Raw genomic sequence first — 26,399 nt, 5'->3', positions numbered from 1 at the left:
TTTCGATGCTGACCCCGCTGTTCGTCCAGCCGGCGCTTCCGCGCCCGCATGCGCCCCCCGCGTTCATCGCGCCGCTCGCCGTCATGGCCTTCGCGTGGGTGCCGCTCGCTGTGCACGCGCAGTCGGACGACACCGCGAATCCATCCGCCAAATCCACGGATCCGTCGGACAACGCGTCGAATCGTCTGCAGGCAGCCGCGTCCTGGTCGAACGATACGGCGACGCTCTCACCCATCGTCGTGACGGCGGGCCGCGGCGCGCAGCGCCTCGCCGAAGCGATTGCGCAGACTACGCTGTTCGACGCGCAGGACATCGCGGACACCACTGCACGCGACTTGCCCGGCTTCTTGCAGTTCGCGCCCGGTGCGCAGATCGTGCGCAACGGCGGCCCTGGATCGACGTCGAGCCTGTTTCTGCGCGGTGCATCGGCGACGCAGTCGCTGGTGTTGATCGACGGCGTGCGGGTCGATTCGGTGAGTCAGGGCAATGCGCAGCTCGAACAGATTCCGCTTGATCAGATCGATCACGTCGAAGTCGTGAACGGTAATGTCTCGGCGTTATACGGGTCGGGTGCGATTGGCGGCGTGGTGCAGGTGTTCACGAAAGACGGCGCCAACCATCCGCCGCGTTTTCATTTCGAGGTCGAATACGGCAGCTATCACACGCAGCGCGAGGCGGCGGGCATCGACGGCGCACTCGACAAGGACGGCACAACGACCTTCAGCGTCATGTTCGCGCGCGCGAAGACGGATGGGTTTTCGTCGATCGATCCGGCGCTCGTGCCCGTCAATCCGAACGCCAACGGCTACTTCGACGAGAGCGTGAGCGCGTCGCTGCGTCACAAGCTCAACGACAGATGGGACATCGGCTTGCGCTACTTCCTGTCGAACGGCGACGACAGCTTTGACAATCCGTTCGGCCTGCCCGCCGATCTCAATAACGTGCGCAGCAAAGTTCAGACCGCATCGGCCTTTGCGAACGGCAAGCTGAGCAACGGGTGGGCCATGCGCTTCATCGTCGCGACGGGCATCGATCGCAGCAACACGTCGCTCAATGGCGCCTATCGGTATCGCTACGATTCGGACAACCGGCAATACACGTGGCAGAACGATTTCACGTTTGCGCGCAATCAGAAGCTGCAAGTCGGCTACGAGCATCTCGATCAGACGCTCGACTCGAACCAGTACAGCGCGCCCGACCGTCACGTGAACTCCGTGTTCGCGGGCTACACGGCGCGCTTAGGCGACAGCCAGATCCAGGCGAACCTGCGGCGAGACGAGTACTCGGATCTCGGCGGAGCCAACAGTTACTATCTCGGCTATGGCTACGACTTCGACGAGCGCTGGAAGGCGACTGCAAGCTGGTCGGATGCGTTCCGCGCGCCGAGCTTCAACGATCTGTACTACCCGTATAGCGGCAATCCGCTCATCCAGCCGGAGCGCAGTCATTCCGTCGAAGCGGCGCTGCAATATACGTCGGACGCGCTCGGGCTGATGAAGCTCACTGCGTTCGAGACGCGCTATACGAACCTGATCGATTATGTGCAGACGACACCCGGCATCTATGTTGCGGAGAACGTGGGGCAGGCGAAGGTGCAGGGCATCGAGGGCTCATGGGCGGGCCGTGTCGGCAAGACGGACGTGCGCGCGGCCGTGACGCTCCAGAATCCCGTCGACGAAGACACGCACACCGATCTCAACCGGCGCGCGCGTCATTTCGCGTCGTTCGCGGCGAACCGCAACATCGGCGGCTGGCGCGTGGGCGGCGAATGGATCGTGAGCGGCGAGCGCGACGACAGCGGCACGCCGCTCGGCGGATATGGCGTCGTGAACCTTCCGCGCGCTACAACATCACGAAGGCCTGGTACGTAGCCGCGCAAATCCAGAATCTCTTCGACAAGGACTATGAACTCGCCTACACGTACAACACGCCGCGACGTGGCGCTTACCTCGCGCTCGGCTGGCAGCAACAGTAACCGACGATGAGCGGCGTCGTACCACGTCAACGACTGCGGTCCGCGCGCGGCATGAGCGCTAAGCGTGCGCTCATCATCTGGTCTGCCCTTGCGTTTGCCGCGCTCGCCGTGTTCGTCGCGTCGCTTGCGTTGGGCAGCGTGAGCGTCACCCCGCGGCAGGTGTTCGATGCATTGCTGCCGACGCAAGATGGATCGTCCGATCTCGTCGTGCAGATCGTACGCACGCTGCGCCTGCCGCGCTCGCTCGCGGGCTTCGGCTGCGGGGCGCTGCTCGCGCTCGCGGGCGCGTTGCTTCAGGTATTGCTGCGCAATCCGCTTGCCGAGCCGTATGTGCTCGGCGTATCGGGCGGCGCAGCAAGCTTCGCGCTCGTTGCGATGATTGCGGGCTGCGCGTGGTGGCTCGTCGATGCTTGCGCGTTCGCGGGTGCGTTCGCGTCGATTTTGCTGGTGCTCGGTCTTGCACGCGGTGCGCTGTGGCGCGGCGAGCCGCAGGATGCCTCGCCGCGGCTCTTGCTGACGGGTGCCGTCATCGCGGCCGGGTGGGGCGCCATCATTACCTTGCTGCTGACGGTCGCACCCGAGAGCCGCTTGCGCGGCATGCTGTTCTGGCTGACGGGCGATCTGAATGGCGGCGGCATGCCGTGGCTTGCGCTCGCGGCGCTGTGCGTGGCGTTGATCGCGATCGCGCCCGTCGCGCCGCAACTGAACGTGCTGCTGCGCGGCGATGCCGCGGCGCAGGCGCTCGGCGTGCAAGTGTCGCGCACGCGGCTGCGCGTCTATCTGGTTGCGTCGCTCGCGGCGGCCGTTGCCGTGACGACGGGCGGCACGATCGGTTTCGTCGGTCTCGTCGTGCCGCACGTGTTGCGCCTCGCGTTCGGCAACGATCAGCGAATGCTGCTGCCTGCGGCTGCGCTCGGCGGGGGCGTCGCGGTGATGGCCGCCGACCTGATTGCGCGCACCGTGATCGCGCCCGCGCAATTGCCCGTCGGCGTGATCACCGCGCTGATCGGCGTGCCCTTGTTCCTGTGGATGTTGCTGCGACGGAGGCACGCATGAACACCCGCGGTCCCGCCGACATCACATTGCGCGCCGATCAACTCACGCTGCGCGCCGGCGCGCGCACGCTGCTCGCCAACTTCACGCACACGTTCTATCCGGGCGAAGTCTGGTGCATCGCGGGACCGAACGGCGCGGGCAAAACCACGCTCATCTCGACACTGGCGGGACTGTTGCGCCCAGCCAAAGGCCACATCGAACTCGACGGACGGCGCGTGAACGAATGGCCGCTCGCGCGTCTCGCGCGACGCCGCGCATTGATGCCGCAAGCGTCGCACGATGCCTTCGGCGCGAGCGTGCTCGACATCGTGCTGCTGAACCGCTTTCCGCATCTGACAGGCTGGGGCTGGGAGCGCGCCGAAGATCGCATCGCTGCGCAGACGGCGCTCGACACGCTCGGTCTTGCAGACTTCGCATCGCGCGACGTGCTGTCGCTGTCGGGCGGCGAGCGGCAGCGGGTCGCGCTTGCGGCGACGCTGTGCCAGGACGCACCGCTGCTGTTGCTCGACGAGCCGCTCGCGCATCTGGATCTGCACCATCAGATCGATTGCCTCGAGGTATTGGATAGATGGACGCGCGGCGCCGGGCGTACAGTGATGTTCTCGTGCCACGATCTGAATCTCGCGCGGCGTTTCGCGACGCATGCGCTGCTGCTGGAAGGCAACGGCGTCGCGCATGCGGGACCCGCGCGCGACGTGCTGACGCCCGAACTGGCCAGTCGCGCATTCGGCTATCCGCTCGTGCTGATACGCGACGGCGACGACGAAGCGCTGATTCCCGCATTGCGCACACCGGCGCGCCCCTGAACACACATGAACCGAACCATTCAAGCAGATACCCACATGACCACTTCGCATTCCCTGCCTCACGTCGCGCCGCTCGAACCGTCGCTGCGCGCCGATTTGCAACGCATCATCGACCTGAAGACCAAGCCGCCCGGCAGCCTCGGCCAGCTCGAAACGCTCGCGCGTCAGATGGGCATGATCCAGCGGACGACGCAGCCGACCATCGTGCGTCCCGCGATGATCGTGTTCGCCGCCGATCACGGCATTGCGAACGCGGGCGTCAGTCCGTATCCGCAGGCGGTGACGGCGCAGATGGTGCTCAACTTTCTCGCGGGCGGCGCGGCGATCAATGCGTTCAGCCGCGTCGCGGGCCTCGAACTCGAAGTGGTGAATGCAGGCGTCGCGCACACGTTCGAACCGCACGAAAGACTCGTCGACATTCCGCTGGGCAAGGGCACGCGCAACTTCGCGCAAGAGCCTGCGATGACGCGTGACGAAGCGCTCGCCGCGATGCATGCGGGCGCCGAACGTGTGCGTTGTCACGCGGCGCTCGGTACCAACGTGATCGGCTTCGGCGAGATGGGCATTGCGAATACGTCGTCGGCTGCATGCCTGATGAGCCGCCTGTGCGGTGCGCCCATCGACGATTGCGTCGGGCGGGGCACGGGGCTGGACAACGCGGGCCTCGTGAAGAAGCGCAATGTGCTGGCGGCGGCGCTTGCCCATCATCCCGTGTCGGACGATCCACTCGATGTGCTCGCAACCTTCGGCGGCTTCGAGATCGCGATGATGGCGGGCGCGTATCTCGCGGCGGCGGAAGCACGCATGACGATCGTCGTCGACGGTTTCATCGCCACTTCCGCGCTGCTGGTCGCCGATGCGTTCGCACCCGCCGTGCGCGATTACTGCGTGTTCGCGCACGCATCGCACGAGGCGGGGCATCGGCGCATGCTCGATTATTTCGGCGCGGTGCCGCTGCTCGCGCTCGATCTGCGCCTTGGCGAAGGCACGGGCGCCGCGCTTGCCATGCCGCTGCTGCGCGCGGCCGTCGCGTTCATCAACGAGATGGCGAGCTTCGAGTCGGCAGGCGTCGCGCAACGCGATGCATGATGCTTGCCGGGCGCATCGAAACAGGCGGTGAAACGACTGCGATGAGTCAATCACGATGAATGAGCTGCGTTACTTTTTCACGGCGCTCGGCTACTTCACGCGCGTGCCCGTGCCGCGCTGGGTCGGCTACGAACCGCATTATCTGAACGCGGCAGCGCGTTACTTTCCACTGGTGGGCGCGCTGGTCGGCGCGGCGGGCGCGAGTGTATACATGGCGGCCTTGCGCATCTTTCCAGCAGGCGTCGCGGTGCTTCTGTCGATGGCCACGACGCTGCTCATCACGGGCGCATTCCACGAAGACGGGCTGGCCGATTGCGTCGATGCATTCGGCGGAGCGTATGCGCGCGACAACACGTTGCGCATCATGCACGACTCGCGCATCGGCGCCTTCGGGGCGATTGCGCTCTTCGTCGCGCTCGCGCTGAAGTGGCAAACGCTCGCTACGTTGCCGCCACTGCGCGCGGCGTGGCTGATGATCGCGGCGCATGCCGCGAGCCGCGCATGCGCGATCAGCTATCTCGTCACGCTCGATTACGTGCGCGCCGAAGGCAAGGCCAGGCCCGTTGCACAACGCATGTCCCGCAACGCGTTTGGCTGCGCTATCTTTCTGGGTATGCCGTGGCTTTTCTGGCCGCAGTGGCGCGCCGGTTGCATCGCGCTGATCGTGCTGATTGCATTGCGCTTCATGCTGGGCCGCTATTTCGTCAAACGCATCGGCGGCTATACGGGTGACTGCCTGGGCTTTGCGCAGCAGGTCTTCGAACTGGCCATCTATCTGATGGGACTCGCATGGATATCGTTCTGATCCGTCACCCGGCTGTTTCCGTGGAAGAAGGCGTGTGCTACGGGCAAAGCGACGTGGCGCTTGCCGATGCGCCCGAAGCGTCGGCGGCCGCGCTCGCCGTGCGTCTTGCGACCTTGCAGGTGCCCGCGCCGCGCGTGCTGCTGTCGAGTCCGCTCACGCGCTGTGCCACGGTTGCTGTCGCGCTCGCGGCGAACTTCGGTTGCGCGTGTAGCATCGACGACAGTCTGAAAGAAATGGACTTCGGCACGTGGGAACTGCAACGCTGGGACGACGTCGATCGCGCGTTGCTCGACGCATGGGCCGAAGATTTCGCAGGCGCTCGCTCGCATGGCGGGGAAAGCGTCGAGCAGTTCGTGACGCGCGTGCGCGCCTGGTTCGACGTGTTCCAGCAAACGCGTGAGCTGACGCCCGCATACGTCGTCACCCATGCAGGCGTGATGCGCGTGATCGCCGCGACGGTGCTCGGCTTGCCTGTCGAGCGTTGTCTGAAATGGTCGATCGATATGGCGGGTTGCGTCTGGTTGCGGCGCGACGACGCGAGCCAGGAATGGTCGATCGTGCGCTGGAACGCGTGATGTTCTAGCGACCTGCGCGGCGTGCGCGCGCAGTATCGAGGTCTTCGCACAGTTGCGACGCGCCTTGCGCGATACGCGGCGCAGGGCGACTGATCAGGTCGCCGTCGATCGCGAACAGGTTGTTGCGCGCCACGGCCGTCATCGCGGGCCACGCCTTCCATTTATCGAGCGACGGCAACGGGCGGTCCGGTTGCGTGGCGCCGGGCGCGGCCGTGACGATGGCCTCTGGATTCGCAGCCAGCACGGCTTCCGTCGATACCGTCGGCACCAGCGGTTCGAGCTTCGCGAATACGTTGCGGCCGCCGCACAGCGCGATCACATCGCTGATCATGTGCTCGCCGTTGAGCGTCATCAGCGGCTGGTCCCACACCTGATAGAACACGCTGACCACCGGTTGCTTCGCGTAACGCTCACGCAGCCAGGCTATCTGCTGGCGGAAGTTGCGCGCCGCTGCATCGGCCGTCGAAGTCGTGCCGAGCAGCGTGCCGAGCTTCGTCAGCGACACGGCGATGTCGTCGAGGCGATGCGGTTCGCTGAAGTAGAGGGGAATGTGCAGTTCGCGCAAGCGGTCGGTTTGCCGCTGCGCATTGCCATGCAGCCACACGACGATCAGGTCGGGCTTCAACGCGACGATGCGTTCGAGGTCGAGCGCCTTGTTGTCGCCGACGCGCGGCAGCTGTTTCGCTTCAGGCGGATAGTCGCTGTACGTGACGGCGCCGACAAGCTTCGAACCGCCGCCTGCCGCGTAGATCATTTCCGTCACGTGTGGCGCGACACTGATCACGCGTTGCGCGGGCTGCGCGAGTATGACCTGCGCGCCCGTGTCGTCGACCACGGTGACGGCCGCATGAGCGTGCATCGCGATGATGAGGGCGCATGCCGTGGCGAGCGCGCGAAGTGATCGGCAGAGTCGCATCGTTTCTAGAGCGTTGTCATCGTGCGATGCAGCGCGGCTTCGAGGCGGTCCCACTCGCTGTCGGTTGCGGGCAGGCCGAACCGCACGCTCGCGGGACGGGCGAAAAAGCGCGTCCAGATGCCTTGCGCGGCGAGCGCGCGATGCACTCGCACGGCGCGCGCGTCGGCGATCCATGCGAATAGCGGTGTCGCATGCACCGGGAAGCGATGGGCGCTCAGAAGCGCGGCGAGCCGCGCGCTTTCGCTCGCGAGCTGCGCGCGCATGGCCGCTTGCCATGCCGTGTCGGCAAACGCTGCGCTGACGGCATGACGCGCGGGTCCGCTGACAGTCCAGGCGCCCAACGTGTCATCGAGCGATTCGAGCAATCGCGGACGCGCCAGCACGAAGCCCGCGCGCACGCCGGCGAGGCCGAAGAACTTGCCCGGCGAGCGCAGCACGACGAGTCCTTCGCGATAGGTCTGCGCGGCAATCGATTGAGACGGCAGCGCGTCGGCGAATGCTTCGTCGACGATCAACGTGCCGCCGCGTGCGTTCAGCGTCGCATGCCACTGCAAGAGCGTCTGAGCGCTCAGATGCTCGGCTGTCGGGTTGTTCGGATTGACGACCACGACATGTGTGAGCTCGTCGGGCAAGACGGCACACGCGACATCGAGCGTCGTCACGCGATGCCCCGCGCGCGCGAACGCCGGCGCATATTCTCCATACGTCAGCGGCGCGATGCCGACCGTGCCGCGCGAAAGCAGCGGCGGCAGCGCGCGGATCGCCGCCTGGCTTCCGGCGACGGGCAACACATGCGATGCATCCGGCGCGCCGTAGTAGCGCGCTGCACGTTCCGCGAAACCATCCCCGTTGTCGGGCAGACGGCGCCATGCATCGGCGGGAACGGGCGGCACAGGGTAGCCATGCGGATTGATGCCCGTCGACAGATCGAGCCACGCGTCATACGGAATGTCGTAGCGGTGTGCCGCTTCGTGCAGGTTGCCGCCATGCTGAATGATCTGGGTCATCGGTCAGCTCTGGAACGGCACGCTCAGCAGCGCAAGCACGATGAACGCGGCGAGCCACAGGATCACGCTGCGCTCGACCAGCATCAATGCCGCCTCGACATGCCGTGCACCCGCCGTGTGGCCTGCGCCGAGCATCGGACGCTGTTCTATCACGCCGTGATAGACGGCCGCGCCGCCGAGCAGCACGTTGAGGCTGCCCGCGCCGGATGCCATCACGGGCCCCGCATTCGGGCTGTCCCAGCGCGGCGCCTGGTCGCGCCAGCATTGCAGCGCAGTGCGTGTGTCGCCGAGCAGCGCGTAGCTGAGCGCCGTCAGGCGGGCGGGCACGTAGTTGAGCGCATCGTCGAAGCGCGCGGCCGCCCAGCCGAAGCGCAGATAGCGCGGCGTACGATAACCCCACATCGCATCGAGCGTGTTCGCAAGACGAAAGGCTAGCGCGCCCGGGCCGCCGAAAATCGCGAACCAGAACAGCGCGCCGAAGATCGCATCGTTGCCGTTCTCGAGAGCCGACTCGACGGCGGCGCGCGACAGCGCGCTTTCGTCGGCGTGCGACGTCTCACGCGACACGATGCGCGCCGTCAAGATGCGCGCCTGGGCAAGATCGCGCTTCGCGAGCGCACGGCCGATCGGCTCGAGGTGATCGTGCAGACTGCGTGCGCCGAGCGCGAAGTAGAGCAGCGCGACATGCACGGCACACGCCCACATGAACGGCAGCACGAGCACGAGCCAGGTCGCGGCCAGAACGGGCGGCGCGACGGCGAGCAGCCACGCGACGATGCCCAGCAGCCGGCCGCGCCGCCCGGTGTTCAGCGCGACTTCGATCTTCGCGGCCAGCTTGCCGAAAGCGACGAGGGGATGCCCGCGCTCGGGCTCGCCGAGCCATCTGTCCACGGCGACGGCTGCCGTGGCGAGTGTCGCGACGAAGGGCAGGGACAGGAGCATCATGCGCGGCTCGCCGGTTTGAGTTGCAGCGGCAGGCCCGCGACCATCATCGTGGTCTGCGTGCTGATGGCCGCGATGCGCTGGTTCAGGCGTCCCAGTTCATCGACGTAGAGTCGCGTCGCTGCACCGAGCGGCACCACGCCGAGACCGATCTCGTTGCTGACGACGATGATCTTCGAGCGCGCTTGCGCGAGCGTCGTTTCGAGCGCGGCGAGGCGGTCGGGGTAGTCGGCAAGCGGCGGCGAGCCGTCGGCAGGGCAGAGCAGGTTCGCGAGCCACAGCGTCAGGCAGTCGATCAGAATGCAGTGCTCCGAACGGTCGATCGATGCGGTGGCTTGCGGCAGATCGAGCGGCGCTTCGAGCAGCGCCCAATTCGCGGGCCGCCGCTCGCGATGACGCGCGACGCGTGCGGCGAATTCGTCGTCGCCGATGCGTGCGGTCGCAACATAGGTCACGGGCCATGCGCTCGTGCTTGCGAGTTGTTCGGCATGCAGGCTCTTGCCCGAGCGCGCGCCGCCGAGGACGAAGGTGAGGTCGCGGGAAATCATCGCGTGATTGTACCGACTGTGCTGCCGTGGCAGCGCGGGACGCAGGCGCGATGGGATAATGCGGGCTTCCCTTTTTTCCGCTTGCGCTCGTGGCCACCGTGTCCGCTTCACTCAACTCTTCGCCTGATTCCCCAGACGTGCCACGCGGCACGCTGATGATTCAAGGCACGACTTCCGACGCGGGCAAGAGCACGCTCGTCGCCGGTCTATGCCGTCTCGCGCGGCGCGCGGGCGTGCGGGTTGCGCCGTTCAAGCCGCAGAACATGGCCCTGAACAGCGCGGTGACGATAGACGGCGGCGAGATCGGCCGTGCGCAGGCGTTGCAGGCGGTGGCGGCGGGCATCGACGCGCATACCGATCTGAACCCGGTGCTGCTCAAGCCGACCAGCGACCGCGGCGCGCAAGTGATCATCCACGGCAAGGCGCGCATGAATCTCGACGCGCGTGCGTATCACGACTACAAGCCTGTCGCGTTCGAGGCCGTGCTGGCGTCGTATGCGCGGCTGAAGGCGTCGTACGACACGATCTTCGTCGAAGGCGCGGGCAGTCCCGCCGAAATCAATCTGCGCGAACGCGATATCGCGAACATGGGCTTTGCGGAGGCGGTGGATTGCCCCGTCGTGCTCGTCTCCGATATCGATCGCGGCGGCGTGTTCGCGCATCTGACGGGCACGCTGGCGTGTCTGTCCGACAGTGAACAGGCGCGCGTGCGCGGTTTCGTGATCAACCGCTTTCGCGGCGACGTGAGCTTGTTGCAGCCGGGGCTCGACTGGCTCGAGGCGAAGACGGGCAAGCCCGTGCTCGGCGTCGTGCCGTATCTGCATGGCCTCACGCTCGATGCCGAAGACATGCTGCCGCGGGAATTGCGCGCCGCGCAGGCGAGTGCGGACGCGCTGCGCGTCGTCGTGCCCGCGCTGCCGCACATCAGCAATCACACGGATTTCGACGCACTGCGTGCGCATCCGCAAGTCGACTTCCACTATGTCCGCGCGGGCAGCGCGCCGCCGCCCGCCGATCTGATCATCTTGCCGGGGTCGAAGAACGTGCAGGGCGACCTGGCGTTCCTGCGCGCGCAAGGTTGGGACGCCGTGCTCCAGCGCCATCTGCGTTACGGCGGACGTGTGATCGGCATTTGCGGCGGCATGCAGATGCTCGGCCGCGAAGTGGCCGATCCGTATGGCGTGGAAGGCCCGCCCGGGACGGTCGAGGGGCTCGGCTGGCTCGACTTCTCGACGACGCTCACCCGCGACAAGACGCTGAAGAACGTAACGGGACGGCTGGCGACGGACGCGGGCCGCATCGCGGGCTATGAGATCCACATGGGCGAAACGCAAGGGCCCGCGCTCGACGCGCCTGCGCTGCTGCTCGCCGACGAAATGGGCGGCGTGCGTCCCGACGGCGCCCGTTCCGCCGACGGCCAGATCCTCGCCACCTACGTGCACGGCCTGTTCGACACGCCGGCCGCCTGCGCGTCGCTACTGGCGTGGGCCGGGCTGAAAAACGCCGATGCGATCGACTATCCGGCGCTGCGCGAAGCGTCGCTGGAGCGCCTCGCCGACACGCTCGCCGTACATCTCGATCTGAAGCGTTTCTGGGAGGCTATCGGCTGATTCGTTCTTGAGGAGAATTAATGTAAGTCATTCAGGCGATTTTTCGACCGCTACGGTTCGAATACAGTCCGTTCCATCGACGACGCAGCCCGCGCCGTCAAACCCGATCATCGAGGAACCGACATGAACCCGACCGCCAGCAACAAAGCCGATCTTGCCGCCACCATCTTGCGCGTCGCGCTAGGCGTGCTGTACCTCGCGCACAGCCTGCAGAAAATCTTCGTCTTCACGCTGCCGGGCACGGCGCAGTTCTTCCAGTCGATCGGCTTTCCGGGCTGGCTCGGCTATCTGACGGCGTTCGTCGAACTGGCGGGCGGGATCGCGCTGCTGCTCGGCGTGCAGGTCCGCTGGGTCGCGCTTGTGCTGGTGCCGTTCATGCTCGGCGCGCTGTCCGTGCATCTGCCGAACGGCTGGGGCTTCGCGGCGCCGCACGGCGGCTGGGAATATCCGGCGTTTTGGGCCGTCACGCTCGTCGTGCAGTCGCTGCTCGGCAATGGCCTGTTTGCGGTGAGCGGCGCCAAGGCGGCGTCCGTCGCCCAGGTTCGCAACGCTGCCTGATCTGCATGGCAGGCGGGTGAACGGGGCCTGGGCCCCTGGGTCGCCCGCCTGGTCGCTTCAGCCTGAGGACTTCCGCGCGATCACTTTTGCCACTGCCGTAACGCATGCGCGATGCGTTCGGCCACTTCCTCCCAGTTGCGCGTGGCCGACTGCCTGAACAGGCGCATGACGCCCGGATACCACGGCGAATCGTCGCGTTCGAGCAGCCAGCGCCAGTCGGTCCAGTCGTGCGGCAGCATCAGCCAGCACGGTTTGCCGAGTGCGCCCGCGACGTGCGCCGCAGCCGTGTCGACGGCGATCAGCAGATCCAGTTGCACGATGATGGCCGCCGTATCCGCAAAATCGTCGATCGCCGAGCCGAGATTCACGATGGGCTGCCCGGCGGGCGGCGCGGCCGCTTCGTCCTCCCCCTGGCCCTTTTGCAGGCTGAAGAACGTCACGCCGGGCACGCTCCACAACGGCGCGAGCGGCGCGAGGCCGGGAAGCGAGCGCGTCGCGTCGTGCTGGTTTCCGGCGAAGCCTTTCCACACGAGTCCGACTTTCAGCCCGGGCACCGCCGGCAGAGCGGCGCGCCAGCGCTCGATGCGTTCCGGCGATGCATGCAGATACGGCAGCGCGGCGGGAATCGTGTCGAGCGTCGTGCCGAACCGCAACGGCAGGCTCAACGGATACACCCAGAAATCGTGCTGCCCGATCTGGCCGCTATGCGTCTTGACCTCGTCGACGCTATCCAGCGTTTTCATCAGCGGTTCGAGGGGCGCGGGGCACATCAGCGTCAGATGACGCACGCCGAGCGCCTTCAAAAGCGGCGCATAGCGCGCAAACTGCACGCAGTCACCATAGCCTTGCTCGTGCCACAACACGAGCGCTTTTCCGTCGATCGATTCGCCTTGCCACTGCGGCGTGCCGGCCGGCGGCGCGACGTCCTTCGGAAAGCGCTGCGGCGCATAGCGCGCTTCGGCGAGCGGCCAGCCTTCCGCAAGGCGGCCTTGGGTAAGCAGGAGAACCGCGAGATTCCATTGGACGTCGGCGAAATCGGGCGCAAGCGCGAGGGTCTGACGATAGACGGCCTCCGCTTCGTCGTAGTGGCCATTGAGCTTGAGCGCCGTGCCCAGATTGTGCAACGCGTCGCGGTGATCCGGCTGTACGGCGAGCGCCTGCCGGAACGCCGTGGCTGCCTCGGCGGGTCGCACGCTGCGCAGCAACGCCATGCCGAGGTTGTATAGCGCGTGGATATGCGTCCCGTCGATTTCGAGCGTCTCGCGGAACATGGCGACGGATTCGTCGAGACGGCTCTCGTCCATCAGCAGCGTGCCGAGATTGTTACGGGCGGCAAGGAGCCTCGGCTCCAGTTCTATTGCCCGGCGATACGCCGCTTCGGCTTCGCGTGCACGCGCTGTTTTCATCAGCGCTTCAGCCAGGTAGAAATGCGCTAGTCCGCAGCGCGGGTCGAGTTCGAGAGCTCGAAGGCAGGCTTGTTCGGCCTCCTGCGTTCGCTGGCGACGCAGCAGGATCTCGCCGAGATTGGCGAGAAAATGCGCGTCGTCACGCAATGAGATTGCGCGGCGCAGCAGCGCTTCCGCTTCGATCCACATGCCCCGCGCGGACAGCACCACGCCGAGCAGATGCAGTGCGTCGGCGTGGTGTGGATCGTGGTCGAGCGTGGCGCGATAGCCGCGTTCCGCTGCGTCGAGACGGCCGGCGAGGTGGGCTTCGAAGGCGGCCTGCAAGTTCGGAGATTCAGAGGGCATGGTGCAGCCGCACCGAAAGCGCGGCAGAAATCGCAGTGAAACCTCGCATCTTAATCGCCTGATGTTCGGCAGTGCTCGCCGGATTTGTCGTAAATCGTCACATCGGCGAGTCCCGCGCCGGCCGTCCGCGACTTCAGTACAGCACGATCTGGGTACAGCGAAACAGCGCCATCGTCTTGCCGTTGGGATCGATGACGGTCGCATCCCACACCTGCGTGCTGCGTCCAAGATGCACGGCTTTGGCGACTGTGCGGATCGTCCCGTCGCGCGACGTGCCGAGGAAGTTGCTCTTCAACTCGATCGTCGTGAAATTGATGGCGTTGTCGGGCAGATGCGCGAGGCACGCATAGCCGCACGCCGTATCGGCCAGACCGATCACGGTGGCCGCATGCAGAAAGCCGTTCGGCGCCAGCAGTTCGCTGCGCACGGTCAGTTCGGCCGTGAGCGTGCCCTTGTCAAGCGCGGTCACACGCACGCCGAGCAGGCCCGGCAGCGAGCCTTTCTGGCGTTCGTGAAGGCGGTCGATCGTGTATTCGCTGCGCAGTTTGCTCATGGTCCTGGTTCACGGAAAAAAGGGGCTGGAAGCGTCCATCAGGCGCGTAGGGGCTTCGGCCTGACAGGTTTTGCCGATATTATCAACGCCTGGAACGAATGGGCCAGGCCGCGCGTGCGGTATCGGCAGCAGCGGCCGCCGCAGCGAGCGGCCGTGCGCAGGCGGGCCGGAAGTCGAGCGGCAAACCGGCTGGCAGGCGCCAGCCATCTTCCCGGGAGAATTCATGACGGTGATCGTGGTGGCGAATCCAAAAGGCGGCGTGGGCAAGAGCACGCTGTCGACCAATCTGGCTGGCTACTTTGCGGCTGAGGGCCAATGGGTGGCGCTCGCCGATCTCGACCGGCAGCAGTCGGCGCACGCATGGCTCGATCTGCGTCCGGAAACTTTGCCGGCCATCGAAACCTGGCAGGTCGACCCGGACGCGCCGGTGAAGCCACCCAAGGGCCTCGAGCAGGCCGTGATCGATACGCCCGCCGGGCTGCACGGCAGCCGGCTGAACGTCGCGCTGTCGCTGGCCGACAAGGTGATTGTGCCGCTGCAGCCGTCCATCTTCGATATTCTCGCGACCAAGGAATTTCTCGAGCGGCTCGCAAAGGAAAAGGCGGTGCGCAAGGGCGCGATAGAAATCGGCGTCGTCGGCATGCGCGTGGATGCGCGCACGAAGTCGGCGGACCAGCTGCATCGCTTCGTCGAGGGGCTCGATCTGCCCGTGCTGGGCTATCTGCGCGATACGCAAAACTACGTGCAGCTGGCGGCGCATGGCCTGACCTTGTGGGACGTCGCCAAAAGCCGGGTCGAGAAGGATCTGGAGCAGTGGGAGTCGATTACCGCGTGGGTCGACGGGAAGGGCCACGGCGTGAAAGCAGAGAGCGGGAAAGCCGAAACCGGCAAGGCCGCGAACGGCAAGGGCGCAAATAAAAAGGGCTGAACGCGCGGCTCGCGCATCGTCAGCCCGTGTGCAACTGCGGCGGCCCGTCGGCCGCGGCGCTCAGGTCCAGCTTTGCGTCGGCACGTGATCGCGGCTGCCCTTGATCGCGTTCTTGTCGTCGACGAACACCAGATCCGGCTTCCATCCCGCCTTGAGTTCTTCCTCGTCGACGTTGGCGAACGCCGCGATGATCACCAGGTCGCCCAGTTGCGCGCGGCGCGCCGCCGAGCCGTTCAGCGAGATCATGCCGCTGCCGCGCTCGCCCTTGATCGCATACGTCGAAAAGCGCTCGCCGTTGTTGATGTTCCAGATGTCAATGCGCTCGTTTTCGACGATATTCGCCGCTTCGAGCAGGTTCTCGTCGATCGCACACGACCCTTCGTAGTGCAATTCGCAGTGCGTGACCACCGCGCGGTGAATCTTCGACTTCAGCATGTTGCGTTGCATGGCTTGTCCTTCCGGCCGTCAGATTTCGAGGTTGTCGATGAGGCGCGTCGCGCCGAGCTTGGCCGCCGCCAGCACGACGAGCGGCGCATCCAGGTCCTGCGCGGCGGGCGCGATCAGGTTCGAGCGCTTGCGAATCGCGATGTAATCCGGCTTCCAGCCGCGTGCTGCCAGCGACGCCATCGCGTCCCGTTCGAGTTTCGCGAAGTCGCGGTTGCCCGACAGCACGGCCTGACGTACGCCTTGCAGCGTTGCCGCGAGCATTGGCGCTTCGGCGCGCTCGGTTTGAGTCAGATAGCGGTTGCGCGAGCTGAGCGCGAGACCGTCGGTGTCGCGCACGGTCTCGGCGGCGACGATGTCGGTGGGCAGCGCAAACTGCTCGGTCATCGCGCGCACGATCATCAACTGCTGGTAGTCCTTCTTGCCGAACACGGCGACGCGCGGCTGCACGCACGACATCAGCTTCATCACGACCGTGCATACGCCCGTGAAGAACCCGGGGCGGAATTCGCCTTCCAGAATGTCACCGAGATCGTGTGGCGGGTGTACGCGGTATTCCTGCGGTTGCGGGTACATGTCTCGCTCCGTCGGCGCGAACAGCACGTAGACGTTTTCCTTCTGCAGCTTCTCGATGTCCGCTTCGAGTGTGCGCGGGTATTTGTCGAAGTCTTCGTTCGGGCCGAACTGCAGCCGGTTCACGAAGATGCTCGCCACGACCGGGTCGCCGTGCTGGCGCGCGAGGCGCATCAGCGACAGATGGCCCTCGTGCAGGTTACCCATCGTCGGCACGAAGGCGGTGCGGTTCTGGCCGCGCAACTGATCGCGCAATTCCTGGATCGAACTGATGACTTTCATGGTCGGGCGATGTTGGGAGTCACGCGTGCGCGTGGCTCGTGGTTGTCTCGGTCGCGCGACGCAGCGCGCGGTTTCGTGATATCCGCGAAACGGGGGCGGCCATCGATGCCGTCCTTCCGGTGGCCAGCTTCAAAGCGCGGGATTGTAGTGGATTTATTGTTGTGCTGCACCGATCCAGGATGGGGGGTATACGCCAGGAATCCCGAATACTGGAACGAGGCGCCGGCCGGAGCGGGCCGGCAGCCTGTCAGGCGGGCAGGTATGCCAGCCGCACGTAAATCGGCGCGAAAGGCTCGGCCTGCGTGATCTCGATCAGCGATTCACGCGACAGTTCCAGCATCGCGATGAAGTTTACGACCACGACGGGTACGCCGCGCGTCGTGTCGAACAGCTCGGAGAACTCCATGAAACGGGCGTTCTGCAGCCTGCGCAGGATCACGCTCATGTGTTCGCGCACGGACAGTTCCTCACGCGAAATCTTGTGATGCTGAACCAGCTTCGCTCGCTTGATCACGTCGGCCCACGCGGAACGCAGGTCGTCCGTGTTCACATCGGGAAAGCGCGGCGTGATGCTCTGCTCGATGTACACCTCGGCGCGCAGGAAATCGCGCCCGAGCTGCGGCAACTGGTCGAGTCGCTGCGCCGCAAGCTTCATCTGCTCGTATTCGAGCAGGCGGCGCACCAGTTCGGCGCGCGGGTCTTCCGCTTCTTCGCCTGTATCCGCCTTCTTCACGGGCAGCAGCATGCGCGACTTGATCTCGATCAGCATCGCGGCCATCAGCAGATATTCGGCGGCAAGTTCGAGATTGGTCTTGCGCAGCTGTTCGACATAGCCGAGGTACTGGGCCGTCACGTCGGCCATCGGAATGTCGAGCACGTTGAAGTTCTGCTTGCGGATCAGGTACAGCAACAGGTCCAGCGGGCCTTCGAAAGTCTCCAGGAAGACTTCGAGCGCGTCGGGCGGAATGTATAGATCCTGCGGCAGCTTGAAGAGGGGCTCGCCGTACAGGCGAGCGAAAGCAATGCCGTCGACCGTGTTGGGCGTCGAATCGGTGGCGGGCGCGGCGAGCGCTGCGTCGGACTGTTCCGATGCGGCGCGGGCCTCGTCGGCGGTGGTCACTTAGAAGTTCTGGTAGTAGACGTAGGGAGTCTGCTTCACGCGTGCCGCCTGATTGGATGCGCGTTCGTCGAGGTCGATCGGCTGCTTGTCCCACAGCAGGGCGCGGCCGCGGCGCTGCTCGTCTTCCAGAGTGGGCTTTTGCTGCTTCAGTTGATTCAGGAACTGCGTGATATCCGATTGATACATGGCTCGACGTCCGTGAATGAAAATGACGGCGCCCGAAAGTGGGTCTGGGCCGGGGCCGCTGGTGCAGAACAGGATTTTACCGCAAGCCTGGGCGAGCCAAGTGAAAAGTCAGCGGAACCGCGAGCGGCGGGCGGCGTCCAAGGCGGGCAACCCGTCGGCCGGGCCGGCGTGGCGCACCGCTTTCCCCGCGGCTATCCCGCGGCGATCCCGCGGCGATCCCGCGGCGATCCCGCGGCGATCCCGTTAATGGCGCGCCGCCGCCGATGTGTTCAAATAGCGCCGTTCCCCAATGCCGCGACGGCGCTGGGTGTCGGCAGTCTTCAACAAATCGTCAAAAGAGCCGGAGGTTGTGTTTGGCGGGGTGGGCCATCGAGCGATCGCGAGAGCGCCGCAGCGAAAACACAGTGACGGAGGGTCGCGCCGTGCGGCGCGCATCATTCGCGGCGACGCTGCTGCGCGCCTGTCTGTCGTGCGGCTTCTGCGCGCTGCTGCTGACCACGCACGCCTACGCCGCGCGCGCGAAGCCGACCTACAAGGTCGACGTCGAGGCGGAGCCGCGCTCGCTGCGCAAGCTGCTCGAAGAGCATCTGGACATCTCCCGCTTCGCGAAACGCGACGACATCAGCCCCGAGCAGTTCGACTTCCTCGTCACGGCGACGCCGCAGCAGGTGCGGGATCTCGCGTCGACGGAAGGCTATTTCACGCCCATCGTGCGGACCGACGTGCGCACCATCGATGACAAAACAGTGGTGCGCGTGTCCGTCGATCCCGGCCCGCGCACCATCATTTCGTCGGTTTCATTGTCGTTTCGCGGCCCGGTGCTGACGGAAGACCCCGAGCAGGAGAACAAGACCCGCTTCGCGTTCTCGCTGCACGAGGGCGACCCGTTCACGCAGGACGCCTGGGACGATGCGAAGGAAGCGTCGCTCAAGGCGCTGCAGTCGCGCCGCTATCTGGGCGCGAAGATCGCGCGTTCGCAAGCGCGGGTCGATCCGCGCACGCACGACGCGCAGCTGTCCGTCACCTTCGACAGCGGCCCCACGTTCACGATGGGCAAGCTCGACGTGTCGGGCCCGCGGCGCTACCCGGAGCGCATTGTAGAAAACGTGAATCCGATCTCGCCGGGCGAAGTCTACGACGTGCAGCGCGTGACCGAACTGCAGCGCCAGTTGCAGAACACGCCGTATTACGCGAGCGTCGCGATCGACGTCGGCAACGACACGGAAAAGCCGCTCGAAACCCCGGTGCACGTGAAGATCAGCGAGTATCCGTACAACAGCGTGCGCGGCGGCGTCGGCTATTCGACGGACACGGGCGCGCATATCCAGGGCTCGTATTCGTATCTCGACACCTTCGGCGCGGCCTGGCCGTTCACCGTCGCCGGCCGGCTCGACCAGATCCAGCAGTACGGCCAGGTGACGCTCGCGATGCCGCCCGGCCTGCGCGGCTGGACCAACAGCGCGCTCGTGTCGTACACCAGCACGAACGTGTCCGACACGCGCATCTACAGCTTGCGGGCAGGCGTGCAGCGCACGCGGACGTCGCAGTACATCGACTACGCGTATTCGCTCCTCTACTACCAGGACAGGCTGGACCAGAACACCCAGGCGCCGACCACGAGCAGGGCGCTCGTGCCCGGCTGGTCGTGGACGCGCCGCGATACCGACGACCCGCTGTTCCCGCGCAAGGGCAACCTGATTCACGTCGAGGCAGGCTTCGCCGTGAAAGGCGCGCTGACCGACCAGACTTTCATCCGCGGCTATGCGCGCGGACAGCAGTACGTGCCCGTCGGCACGCGCGACCTGATTCTGTTTCGCGCGGAACTGGGCGGCGTGTTCACCAGCGGCCCGTCGAGCGGCGTGCCGGCGTCGCTGCTGTTCCGCGCGGGCGGCTCGAATTCGGTGCGCGGCTACGGATATCAGAGTATCGGTAACAACGTCGGCGGCTCGATCCTGCCGACCAAGTACCTCGTAACGGGCACTTCGGAATATCAGCACTGGTTCAACCGGGACTGGGGCGCAGCCGTGTTCTTCGACATCGGCACAGCCACCGACGCCTGGGGCGAAAAGGTTTTCTATCCGGGCGTCGGCCTGGGCGCGCGCTGGCGCAGCCCTGTCGGCCCGGTGAACGTCGATCTCGCGTACGGCACGCGCAACCGCAGCGTGCGGCCGTATCTGACGCTCGGCATCGCGTTCTGACATCACATTTTTGAGCATGACGACGGATCCATCCGCGAATTCATCCGGGAACACGTCTGGCGGCACACCGCCGGATGGCGCGCCGCCGCGCGGGCCGGACGGTCCGAACACGCCGCCGCCCGCCCGCAAGCGGCGGCGCCCGTTGTGGAAGGTGATCGCGTGGGCGATTTTCGCGCCGCTGATGATCGTCGCACTCGTCGGCGGTCTGCTGTATGGCGTCATGGTGACCGAGCGCGGCACTGCGTATGCGTGGCAGGCGGCTGTGAAAATGCTGCACGGCCAGCTCGAGGGGAAGCTCGACGGCGGCTCGATCGCAACGGGACTGCACCTGCGCGACGTGCGTTGGCGCAGCCTGGACGGCAGCGGCACGGACATCCGCGTCGACCGTGTCGATGCACGATGGGCGCTCGACGACAAGCCGTGGCGCTTCGTCGTCGACTATCTGCACGTGGGTACGATCGACGCACGCATCGCGCCTTCCACGTCGAAGTCCGAGCCGATGACCTTGCCGAAAGATCTGCGCCTGCCGCTGCAACTGGCCGTGCGCGATCTGAGCGTCGAGAAGCTGGTGCTGCATGAGGGCGCGTCGACGTCCGTGTACTCCCGCTTGCGGTTCCACGGGCGCAGCGACGGCCGTCATCACGAGGCGTCCGTCGATCGCCTCGATACGCCGTTCGGCGCGGTGACGGCCGTGGCGAAGCTCGACGGCATGCGCCCGTTTTCGCTGACGGGCGACGCAGGCTACGCCGGCAAGCTCAACGACGAGGCGGTGCAGGTGCGCGCGCATCTGTCTGGCTCGCTCGAAACGCTGATTGCCGAACTCGACGCGACGGGAATGAAGCTGACAGGCCACGCGCGCGTCGAGGCCACGCCGTTCGCGGACGTCCCGCTGCAGCGCGCGACGCTGACGTTCGATCACGTCAATCCACAAGCCTTTGCGCCGGGCGCGCCGCTGGCGGATCTCGCCGTGCGCGCGGAACTGCGGCCGGTGCAGCGGGAGGCGGCGGGGCACGAAACGACGGGCGCGTCTGCTGCAGCGGGCATCGCGAGTGCTGCCGTTGCCGCGAGCGCGGCGTCGGGAGCGGGCACCGGGCATGCGCCGAAGTCGGCGCGTTCGGCCAGTTCTACGAAACCGGGCCGTGTGACGAGCGGCGCGATCCCCGCGAGCGCGGCCAGTGCGGCCAGCGGTCCCCTCATTACGCCGCCGGCAGAAGCGGGCGCCGGCCACCGCTCGCCAGGCTTCGCGGTGCAAGGCCAGGTTTCCATCGTGAACGCGAAGCCCGGCTCGATCGACGAACATCTGCTGCCGTTGATCGACGCGCATGCCGACGTGCAACTCGATGCCAAGGCGCAGCGCATTTCGAATCTCAATGTGCGTCTCATCAAGGAGGCGACGATCACGGGCGGCGGCGCGCTGATGGGCACGCGCGGCCAGTTCGATCTGCAGATCGCGAAGCTGGATCTGAACGCGCTGCAATCGAGCGTGCGGCCGACGCAGTTCGCTGGTCCCGTTTCGATTCGCCTGCACGACGACGTGCAAAGCGTCATGCTCGATCTGAACGATCCGAAGGCGGCGCTGCGCGTGCAGGGCAAGATCGTGCTCGACCGCGCACGCACGAGCTTCAACGACATGCGCGTGAGCGCCGGCAAGGGACGCATCGACCTCAACGGCGCGATCAAGCGCGACGCCAGCTCGACCTACAACCTCAAGGCGACGCTGACGGACTTCGATCCCTTGCTGCTGACGGCCCCAACGCCTTCGCGCACGGCGGCACCCGCCCACGCGGGCGCCGCGAGCGAAAAAGGCAAGCGGGCTACCAACGCGAGCGAGCCGAGGCCAGCGCCGAAGACGGCCGCAAAAACGCCGGCGAAAGCCCCAGCGTCGCGCAAGATCGAAGCGCGCGTGAACGGCACGCTAACGGCGGCGGGCGTGCTTGCCCCGACCTTGACGACCAAGGCCGAATTCCGTCTCGGCGAGAGCGTCTACGACGGCTTGCCCATGACGGGCAGCGGCACCATCCAGCTGGCTGGCTCGCACATCCTGCCGAGTCGCGCGAACCTGTCGGTGGCGGGCAATCAGGTCGATCTGCAGGGGAGCTTCGGCGCGCGCGGCGATCGTCTGCGTTTTCACGTCGACGCACCGGAACTCGATCGGCTCGGCTTCGGCCTTGCCGGTCTGCTGGCGGCGCAGGGCGACGTGACGGGCACCTTCGAGCATCCGAACGTCGTGCTCGACTACAAGGCGGACAGCGTCGTGTTCGGCGCAAACAAGGTCGGTCACGCCGAAGGCCACGCCGAACTGCGCGACGGCGCCAACGGCGCGATGATCTTCACGACGGACGCGCACAACGTCAGCACAGCGGGCGTCGAGCTGAGCACCCTCACCGCGCGACTGAACGGCACGCGCGCGAAGCACTCGCTCGACGCCGCCGCGGTGGGCACGCTGCAGGGCCGGCCGCTCGATCTGGCCGTCGCCGCGAACGGCAAGCTCACCGACGCACGCGACGGCACGCACTGGGATGGCACGGTGACACGCGTGTCGAACAAGGGGACGCCCGCACTGAACATGGAGGCGCCGCTCGCCGTCAGCGCTGGCGGGGGCCGGGTTACGCTCGGCCCGACGAAGCTCACGCTGGAAGGCGCGGTGCTCGATCTGAAGTCGTTTGCACTCGATCGCGGGCGCATCCGCTCGGCGGGCACGCTGACGGGGGTATCGGTCGCGCGGATGCTCGAATTGCGTCAGGAATTCACGGGCGTGCCGTCGACGCTCAAGACCGACCTCGTCTTCGACGGCAACTGGGACGTCGCGCTCGGCGAAACGGCGACGGGCCATATCGAGTTGAAGCGGCGCGGCGGCGATATCACGATCGAAGTGGGGCGTGGCTTTGCGCCGCTCGGCATCACCGACATCGTCGCGCGCTCGGATTTCAGCGGCGGCAATCAGTTGAACGTGACCGCGCATGCGCAGGCGAGCCGGATCGGCGTGACCGACGCGTCGGCGCACACGACGCTCGTGCCGCGCGACGGCGTGCTGACCGTCGACGAAGAAGGCCCGCTGTCGGGCACGATCAACGCGAACGTGCCGTCGCTCAAGACAACGGGCGGGCTGTTCGGGCCGAGCTATCTGCTCGACGGCCATCTGGCGCTCAAACTCGCGCTCGGCGGCACCGTGGCGAAGCCGAACCTGTCGGGATCGCTGATCGGCGACGACATTTCCGCCACGCTCGTCGATCTTGGCGTGCAACTGAAGGACGGCATCGTGCGGATTGCACTGTCCGAGAATCTCGTCGATTTCCAGCAGGTCGAGTTCCACGGCGCGACGGGCACGCTGCGCGCGACGGGCCGCGTGCGCCTTGACAACACCGAACCCGATTTGACGGCGAGCATCGTTGCCGACCAGCTCGAACTGTTCGCGTCGCCTGACCGGCAACTGACGATGTCGGGCAGCGCAAGCGTCGCGAACGCGGGCACGCAGGGCGGTCTCGCGATCAACGGCAAGTTCGTCATCGATCACGCGCTCTTCGACATGCCCGACAAGTCCGAGCCGCGTCTGGGCGACGATGTCGTGGTCGTGCGTCCCGATGGATCGGTGGCGAGCGGCAAGCCGCAGGAAGTCGGCAACTCGAACAAGCCGGTCGGTCCGTTCGCGCCGCGCGCCAACATCGATATCGATCTTGGACAGAAGTTCCGCTTCCGCGGGCAGGGGGCGGATGTCGGCCTGCGCGGCACGATTACCGCACTGAGCGCGCCCAACATGCCGCTGCGCGCGGTGGGCAACGTGCGCGTGACGGAGGGCTCGACCTATACGGCCTTCGGCCGCAAGCTCGGCATCGAAAATGGCTTTTTCACGTTCAATGGGCCCGTCGCGAACCCCGGCATCAATATTCTCGCGATGCGGCGCAACCAGCAGGTCGAAGCCGGCGTGCAGGTGACGGGCACGATCCAGTCGCCCGTTGCGAAGCTGGTGTCGGAGCCGAGTGTGCCTGACAACGAAAAGCTGTCGTGGTTGCTGTTCGGACACGGTACCGATCAGGGCAACAACGTCGGTCAGCAAAGCACGATGACGACGGCGCTGGCTCTACTCGGAAGCGCCAGCGGCAAGCGCATCGCACAGGAGTTCGGACTCGACGAATTCTCGATCGGGCGCAGCGAAGTCGGTCTGACCGACCCGCAGGTCGTGATGGTGTCGAAGGCGATTAGCGAATGGCTTGTGATCGGCTACGAACAGGGACTGCAGTCCGCGAGCAATGCGATCAAGGCGACGGTGAACCTGACGCGCTACTGGTCGGTGGCCGTGTATGGCGGGACTTTCCAGGGGATGGATCTGCAGTACACCCGGCGCTTCGACCGGCTGCGGTGGTGACCTGCAGGACGACGAAAAAAACCGGCGTGCGTCGCGCGCCTCGCCGGTTGATCTGCGGACCACAGATACGCGTGACTTCGATCTTGCCCGCGATCAGCCTTTTATTCGTGCGCCGCGGTGCGGCGCTGCGTGGTTTTGTGCCTGTGCGTTTAGCAGCGCGAGCACATTGCGGCCGAACGCTTCCGGCCGCCCTTCGAAAATCCGCTCGACGGCCTTTTTCTCGATCATCTGACGGCGCAAGGCTTCGCGCTCGTCATGCTGCGTGGCGAGGCGCACGGCTGCGCGCACGTACTCGTCGATCGAATGCGCCGTCAGCCATGCGGGCATGCCGGCGCGTTCGAACAGACCGCTGTCGATGTGCTCGAACACCTCGGGGCCGCACAGGTTCACGCCCGGCAAGCCAAGCGTGAATGCGTCGACGATGCCGTTCGTATTGCCGAACGGAAACGGACTCACGAACATGTCCATCGCGTTGATGACCTTGAGATACGTGCTGTAGCTCAACCCGCCGTACACGAGCACATTGCTGCGCGGGATCGCGGACTCCACCAGCTTGCGCACATACGCGATGTCGAGGCCTTCGGACCACGATGTCATGAAGTGGAAGCACACGCGAATCCCGGCCGTCTCGATGATCTGCCGGCACGCGTCGAGAAAGCGTGGATTGAGCTTCATTGCGCTCGCGGTCACGGCAATGTTGAGATACGCACCGCGTGCCGGAACGCTCGGTGTGATGTCGGTCAGCAGCTTCGATGGCACGTACGGCTGGCCGTCCTTCGGCAGACGCATCAGCTTTTCGCTGAAGCACGCCGGGTCGCCGACGAAATCTTCCTCGACGCTCACATAGTCGATGCACTGGGCGTGCATCGTCGCGGGATGGCCGAGCGCGGCGATCTGAAGCGGCGCGACGCGCACGTTCGTCATGAAGATGGTATGCGGGAACATGCCGACGCTCGGCATGTAGAGCACGGCAGGCGGGTTCTCGCGCGCAAAGGTCTGGATCTGACGAACGATCTCGCCGACATACTCGGGATGCTCAAAGGGAATGAAGCGGTCGAACACCTCGCGCCCCGCGGCATCGACATGTTGCGCCTCGCCGAACGCGACGACTTCGAAGCGCTCGCGTGCCGCGAGCATGGTGCGCGAGTGCGTACGGTAGATCGAATGGCCGCCATTGAACCATTCGAGCACGACGATCATCAGCGGCTTTCGGGTAGTGCCGCTTTCACACTCCCTGGTGTTGTCCAGCAGGGGAACGCAGCCGACGTCCGCTTCGTGCGCGAGCAGGCCCAGTTCGCCCAGCTTCCTGCGCACGAGCTGGCTGATGCCGCGCTTCATCGCGTGCCGGTTCGGCAGGTCCGAGTAGCTGCAATGCATGTAGGCGCCGCAGACGGCCGGGCCCGGCAAGTCGTCGAGATCGGCAATGGATTCGAGCGCGCGCGGCAGCCACTCGATCAGACGTTCCCGCTTCTCATGCGCCGCCGGTGAGATCACCACAGCCGAACTGACGACCGACATGCCGAGGCTCGTCGCCAGTACCGGGTCGCTTTTCGCGAGGTCGGCGAGGTCGATGTCGAATTCGGATTCGATGGTGTACAGCACGATCTGTTTTCGGGTCAACGCCTTCGCGGCTTCGGGATCGTCTGGGCGAGGCGGGTGCGCGAGCAGCGCGCGCAGGATGTGATCCACGCTGCCATACGACGAGGCGACGAACAGCATATTGAGCCAGTGGCGGCTCGAGAAGAGCTGATTGAATTGCAGGTCGTTCAATCTGAATTGGGGGGCGGCGAGGAGCGCGGTGATGGCGTCGGCGATGCGCTGCAGCGTCGAGGTGCCTTCTTTGCTTGCCGGCCGGGTGGGATCGGCGAAGGCCAGATCGACGCCCGGCAACCGGCTGCGGTTCGAGATGAACGTATTGATTAGTCCGACCAGCGCTTCATGCGCTGTTTCGTAATCGCGCGACGCAACGAGGGATTCGAACTGCTCGAGAGAAAATTCAGGGCTCATGTCGGTAATCGAGTGAAGGCGGCCCGAATCTTCGAGCGCGTCGTGTCAACAAGGGAGCGGGCGAGTCGCCGCGCGAGACACGGCGGCGTATGGGGCGCCGCCGATGC

21 protein-coding genes and 1 pseudogene are annotated in these 26,399 nt (G+C 65.8%); 11 read left to right on the top strand and 11 right to left on the bottom strand.

The annotated features are described in order from the left end of the window. Positions 1 to 5 precede the first annotated feature (5 nt). From BPHY_RS11265 to cobC, 6 genes and pseudogenes are all read left to right on the top strand, one after another. Positions 6 to 1,975: pseudogene (locus tag BPHY_RS11265) on the top strand (TonB-dependent receptor domain-containing protein). Between the two features lie 6 nt (positions 1,976 to 1,981). Continuing rightward, positions 1,982 to 3,031, top strand: coding sequence for a FecCD family ABC transporter permease (locus BPHY_RS11260; protein ID WP_012401593.1), 1,050 nt, complete (start codon positions 1,982 to 1,984; stop codon positions 3,029 to 3,031). Further along, complete coding sequence (locus tag BPHY_RS43100; protein ID WP_012401592.1) at positions 3,028 to 3,837, top strand: ABC transporter ATP-binding protein; 810 nt, start codon at positions 3,028 to 3,030, stop codon at positions 3,835 to 3,837. The genes BPHY_RS11260 and BPHY_RS43100 overlap by 4 nt, the downstream gene beginning before the upstream one ends. A gap of 36 nt (positions 3,838 to 3,873) precedes the next feature. After that, entirely contained in the window at positions 3,874 to 4,926 is a 1,053-nt protein-coding gene (cobT, locus tag BPHY_RS43095; RefSeq protein ID WP_041763560.1) for a nicotinate-nucleotide--dimethylbenzimidazole phosphoribosyltransferase, read from the top strand. 55 nt (positions 4,927 to 4,981) lie between these two features. Then, complete coding sequence (locus BPHY_RS11245) at positions 4,982 to 5,731, top strand: adenosylcobinamide-GDP ribazoletransferase (protein ID WP_012401590.1); 750 nt, start codon at positions 4,982 to 4,984, stop codon at positions 5,729 to 5,731. After that, complete coding sequence (gene cobC / locus BPHY_RS11240) at positions 5,716 to 6,306, top strand: alpha-ribazole phosphatase (protein WP_012401589.1); 591 nt, start codon at positions 5,716 to 5,718, stop codon at positions 6,304 to 6,306. The genes BPHY_RS11245 and cobC overlap by 16 nt, the downstream gene beginning before the upstream one ends. 4 nt (positions 6,307 to 6,310) lie before the next feature. Here cobC and BPHY_RS11235 read toward each other — a convergent pair whose 3' ends face one another. From BPHY_RS11235 to cobU, 4 genes are read right to left on the bottom strand one after another with little or no spacing between them, the layout of a single operon-like run. After that, entirely contained in the window at positions 6,311 to 7,222 is a 912-nt protein-coding gene (locus tag BPHY_RS11235; RefSeq protein ID WP_012401588.1) for a cobalamin-binding protein, read from the bottom strand. Between the two features lie 5 nt (positions 7,223 to 7,227). After that, on the bottom strand, positions 7,228 to 8,229 hold the full coding sequence (gene cobD, locus BPHY_RS11230) for a threonine-phosphate decarboxylase CobD (protein ID WP_012401587.1): 1,002 nt from the start codon (positions 8,227 to 8,229) through the stop codon (positions 7,228 to 7,230). A 3-nt stretch (positions 8,230 to 8,232) separates the two neighbouring features. After that, entirely contained in the window at positions 8,233 to 9,174 is a 942-nt protein-coding gene (gene cbiB / locus BPHY_RS11225) for an adenosylcobinamide-phosphate synthase CbiB (protein ID WP_012401586.1), read from the bottom strand. After that, entirely contained in the window at positions 9,171 to 9,719 is a 549-nt protein-coding gene (cobU, locus tag BPHY_RS11220; protein ID WP_012401585.1) for a bifunctional adenosylcobinamide kinase/adenosylcobinamide-phosphate guanylyltransferase, read from the bottom strand. Before cobU ends, cbiB begins: the two co-directional genes overlap by 4 nt. A gap of 155 nt (positions 9,720 to 9,874) precedes the next feature. Between cobU and BPHY_RS11215 the strand changes: the two genes are divergently transcribed. After that, positions 9,875 to 11,329 (top strand): cobyric acid synthase, encoded by a 1,455-nt coding sequence (locus BPHY_RS11215; protein ID WP_012401584.1) that lies wholly within the window; start codon positions 9,875 to 9,877, stop codon positions 11,327 to 11,329. A 123-nt stretch (positions 11,330 to 11,452) separates the two neighbouring features. Further along, entirely contained in the window at positions 11,453 to 11,887 is a 435-nt protein-coding gene (locus BPHY_RS11210) for a DoxX family protein (protein WP_012401583.1), read from the top strand. An 80-nt stretch (positions 11,888 to 11,967) separates the two neighbouring features. Here the strand turns inward: BPHY_RS11210 and BPHY_RS11205 are convergent, their stop codons facing one another. Continuing rightward, entirely contained in the window at positions 11,968 to 13,638 is a 1,671-nt protein-coding gene (locus tag BPHY_RS11205; protein WP_012401582.1) for a tetratricopeptide repeat protein, read from the bottom strand. A gap of 133 nt (positions 13,639 to 13,771) precedes the next feature. Continuing rightward, positions 13,772 to 14,191: a PaaI family thioesterase gene (locus BPHY_RS11200; RefSeq protein WP_012401581.1), complete on the bottom strand. Its 420-nt coding sequence runs from the start codon at positions 14,189 to 14,191 to the stop codon at positions 13,772 to 13,774. A 223-nt stretch (positions 14,192 to 14,414) separates the two neighbouring features. Here BPHY_RS11200 and BPHY_RS11195 point away from each other — a divergent pair, with 223 nt between their 5' ends. Then, on the top strand, positions 14,415 to 15,119 hold the full coding sequence (locus BPHY_RS11195; RefSeq protein ID WP_012401580.1) for a ParA family protein: 705 nt from the start codon (positions 14,415 to 14,417) through the stop codon (positions 15,117 to 15,119). A gap of 60 nt (positions 15,120 to 15,179) precedes the next feature. Here BPHY_RS11195 and panD read toward each other — a convergent pair whose 3' ends face one another. From panD to BPHY_RS11175, 4 genes are all read right to left on the bottom strand, one after another. After that, positions 15,180 to 15,566: an aspartate 1-decarboxylase gene (gene panD / locus BPHY_RS11190; protein ID WP_012401579.1), complete on the bottom strand. Its 387-nt coding sequence runs from the start codon at positions 15,564 to 15,566 to the stop codon at positions 15,180 to 15,182. 18 nt (positions 15,567 to 15,584) lie between these two features. Next, positions 15,585 to 16,418, bottom strand: a complete 834-nt coding sequence (gene panC, locus BPHY_RS11185; protein WP_012401578.1) for a pantoate--beta-alanine ligase — start codon at positions 16,416 to 16,418, stop codon at positions 15,585 to 15,587. Between the two features lie 247 nt (positions 16,419 to 16,665). Continuing rightward, on the bottom strand, positions 16,666 to 17,538 hold the full coding sequence (locus BPHY_RS11180; RefSeq protein ID WP_012401577.1) for a segregation and condensation protein A: 873 nt from the start codon (positions 17,536 to 17,538) through the stop codon (positions 16,666 to 16,668). Next, positions 17,539 to 17,724: a DUF3460 family protein gene (locus BPHY_RS11175; protein WP_012401576.1), complete on the bottom strand. Its 186-nt coding sequence runs from the start codon at positions 17,722 to 17,724 to the stop codon at positions 17,539 to 17,541. 353 nt (positions 17,725 to 18,077) lie between these two features. Here BPHY_RS11175 and BPHY_RS11170 point away from each other — a divergent pair, with 353 nt between their 5' ends. Together BPHY_RS11170 and BPHY_RS11165 are read left to right on the top strand one after the other, a co-directional pair. Then, entirely contained in the window at positions 18,078 to 19,922 is a 1,845-nt protein-coding gene (locus tag BPHY_RS11170; protein ID WP_041763556.1) for an autotransporter assembly complex protein TamA, read from the top strand. Between the two features lie 16 nt (positions 19,923 to 19,938). Continuing rightward, positions 19,939 to 24,285 carry a translocation/assembly module TamB domain-containing protein gene (locus BPHY_RS11165; RefSeq protein WP_012401574.1) on the top strand — a complete coding sequence of 1,449 codons (4,347 nt, stop codon included), beginning with the start codon at positions 19,939 to 19,941 and terminating at the stop codon, positions 24,283 to 24,285. 93 nt (positions 24,286 to 24,378) lie between these two features. On the opposite strand, the gene BPHY_RS11160 is transcribed toward BPHY_RS11165, so the two are convergent. Then, complete coding sequence (locus BPHY_RS11160) at positions 24,379 to 26,292, bottom strand: adhesin (protein ID WP_012401573.1); 1,914 nt, start codon at positions 26,290 to 26,292, stop codon at positions 24,379 to 24,381. Positions 26,293 to 26,399 lie beyond the last annotated feature (107 nt).

Source organism: Paraburkholderia phymatum STM815 (genome assembly GCF_000020045.1).
GTDB lineage: Bacteria > Pseudomonadota > Gammaproteobacteria > Burkholderiales > Burkholderiaceae > Paraburkholderia > Paraburkholderia phymatum.
The sequence above is the reverse complement of the archived record's forward strand: the minus strand, read 5'-3'. Positions and strand labels throughout refer to the sequence as shown.

Bases quoted from the DNA above. Each gene is read 5' to 3' on its own strand.
- BPHY_RS11260 (WP_012401593.1), top strand. From the start codon at position 1,982: ATGAGCGGCGTCGTACCACGTCAACGACTGCGGTCCGCGCGCGGCATG.
- BPHY_RS43100 (WP_012401592.1), top strand. From the start codon at position 3,028: ATGAACACCCGCGGTCCCGCCGACATCACATTGCGCGCCGATCAACTC.
- cobT (WP_041763560.1), top strand. From the start codon at position 3,874: ATGACCACTTCGCATTCCCTGCCTCACGTCGCGCCGCTCGAACCGTCG.
- BPHY_RS11245 (WP_012401590.1), top strand. From the start codon at position 4,982: ATGAATGAGCTGCGTTACTTTTTCACGGCGCTCGGCTACTTCACGCGC.
- cobC (WP_012401589.1), top strand. From the start codon at position 5,716: ATGGATATCGTTCTGATCCGTCACCCGGCTGTTTCCGTGGAAGAAGGC.
- BPHY_RS11235 (WP_012401588.1), bottom strand. From the start codon at position 7,222: ATGCGACTCTGCCGATCACTTCGCGCGCTCGCCACGGCATGCGCCCTC.
- cobD (WP_012401587.1), bottom strand. From the start codon at position 8,229: ATGACCCAGATCATTCAGCATGGCGGCAACCTGCACGAAGCGGCACAC.
- cbiB (WP_012401586.1), bottom strand. From the start codon at position 9,174: ATGATGCTCCTGTCCCTGCCCTTCGTCGCGACACTCGCCACGGCAGCC.
- cobU (WP_012401585.1), bottom strand. From the start codon at position 9,719: ATGATTTCCCGCGACCTCACCTTCGTCCTCGGCGGCGCGCGCTCGGGC.
- BPHY_RS11215 (WP_012401584.1), top strand. From the start codon at position 9,875: ATGATTCAAGGCACGACTTCCGACGCGGGCAAGAGCACGCTCGTCGCC.
- BPHY_RS11210 (WP_012401583.1), top strand. From the start codon at position 11,453: ATGAACCCGACCGCCAGCAACAAAGCCGATCTTGCCGCCACCATCTTG.
- BPHY_RS11205 (WP_012401582.1), bottom strand. From the start codon at position 13,638: ATGCCCTCTGAATCTCCGAACTTGCAGGCCGCCTTCGAAGCCCACCTC.
- BPHY_RS11200 (WP_012401581.1), bottom strand. From the start codon at position 14,191: ATGAGCAAACTGCGCAGCGAATACACGATCGACCGCCTTCACGAACGC.
- BPHY_RS11195 (WP_012401580.1), top strand. From the start codon at position 14,415: ATGACGGTGATCGTGGTGGCGAATCCAAAAGGCGGCGTGGGCAAGAGC.
- panD (WP_012401579.1), bottom strand. From the start codon at position 15,566: ATGCAACGCAACATGCTGAAGTCGAAGATTCACCGCGCGGTGGTCACG.
- panC (WP_012401578.1), bottom strand. From the start codon at position 16,418: ATGAAAGTCATCAGTTCGATCCAGGAATTGCGCGATCAGTTGCGCGGC.
- BPHY_RS11175 (WP_012401576.1), bottom strand. From the start codon at position 17,724: ATGTATCAATCGGATATCACGCAGTTCCTGAATCAACTGAAGCAGCAA.
- BPHY_RS11165 (WP_012401574.1), top strand. From the start codon at position 19,939: ATGACGACGGATCCATCCGCGAATTCATCCGGGAACACGTCTGGCGGC.
- BPHY_RS11160 (WP_012401573.1), bottom strand. From the start codon at position 26,292: ATGAGCCCTGAATTTTCTCTCGAGCAGTTCGAATCCCTCGTTGCGTCG.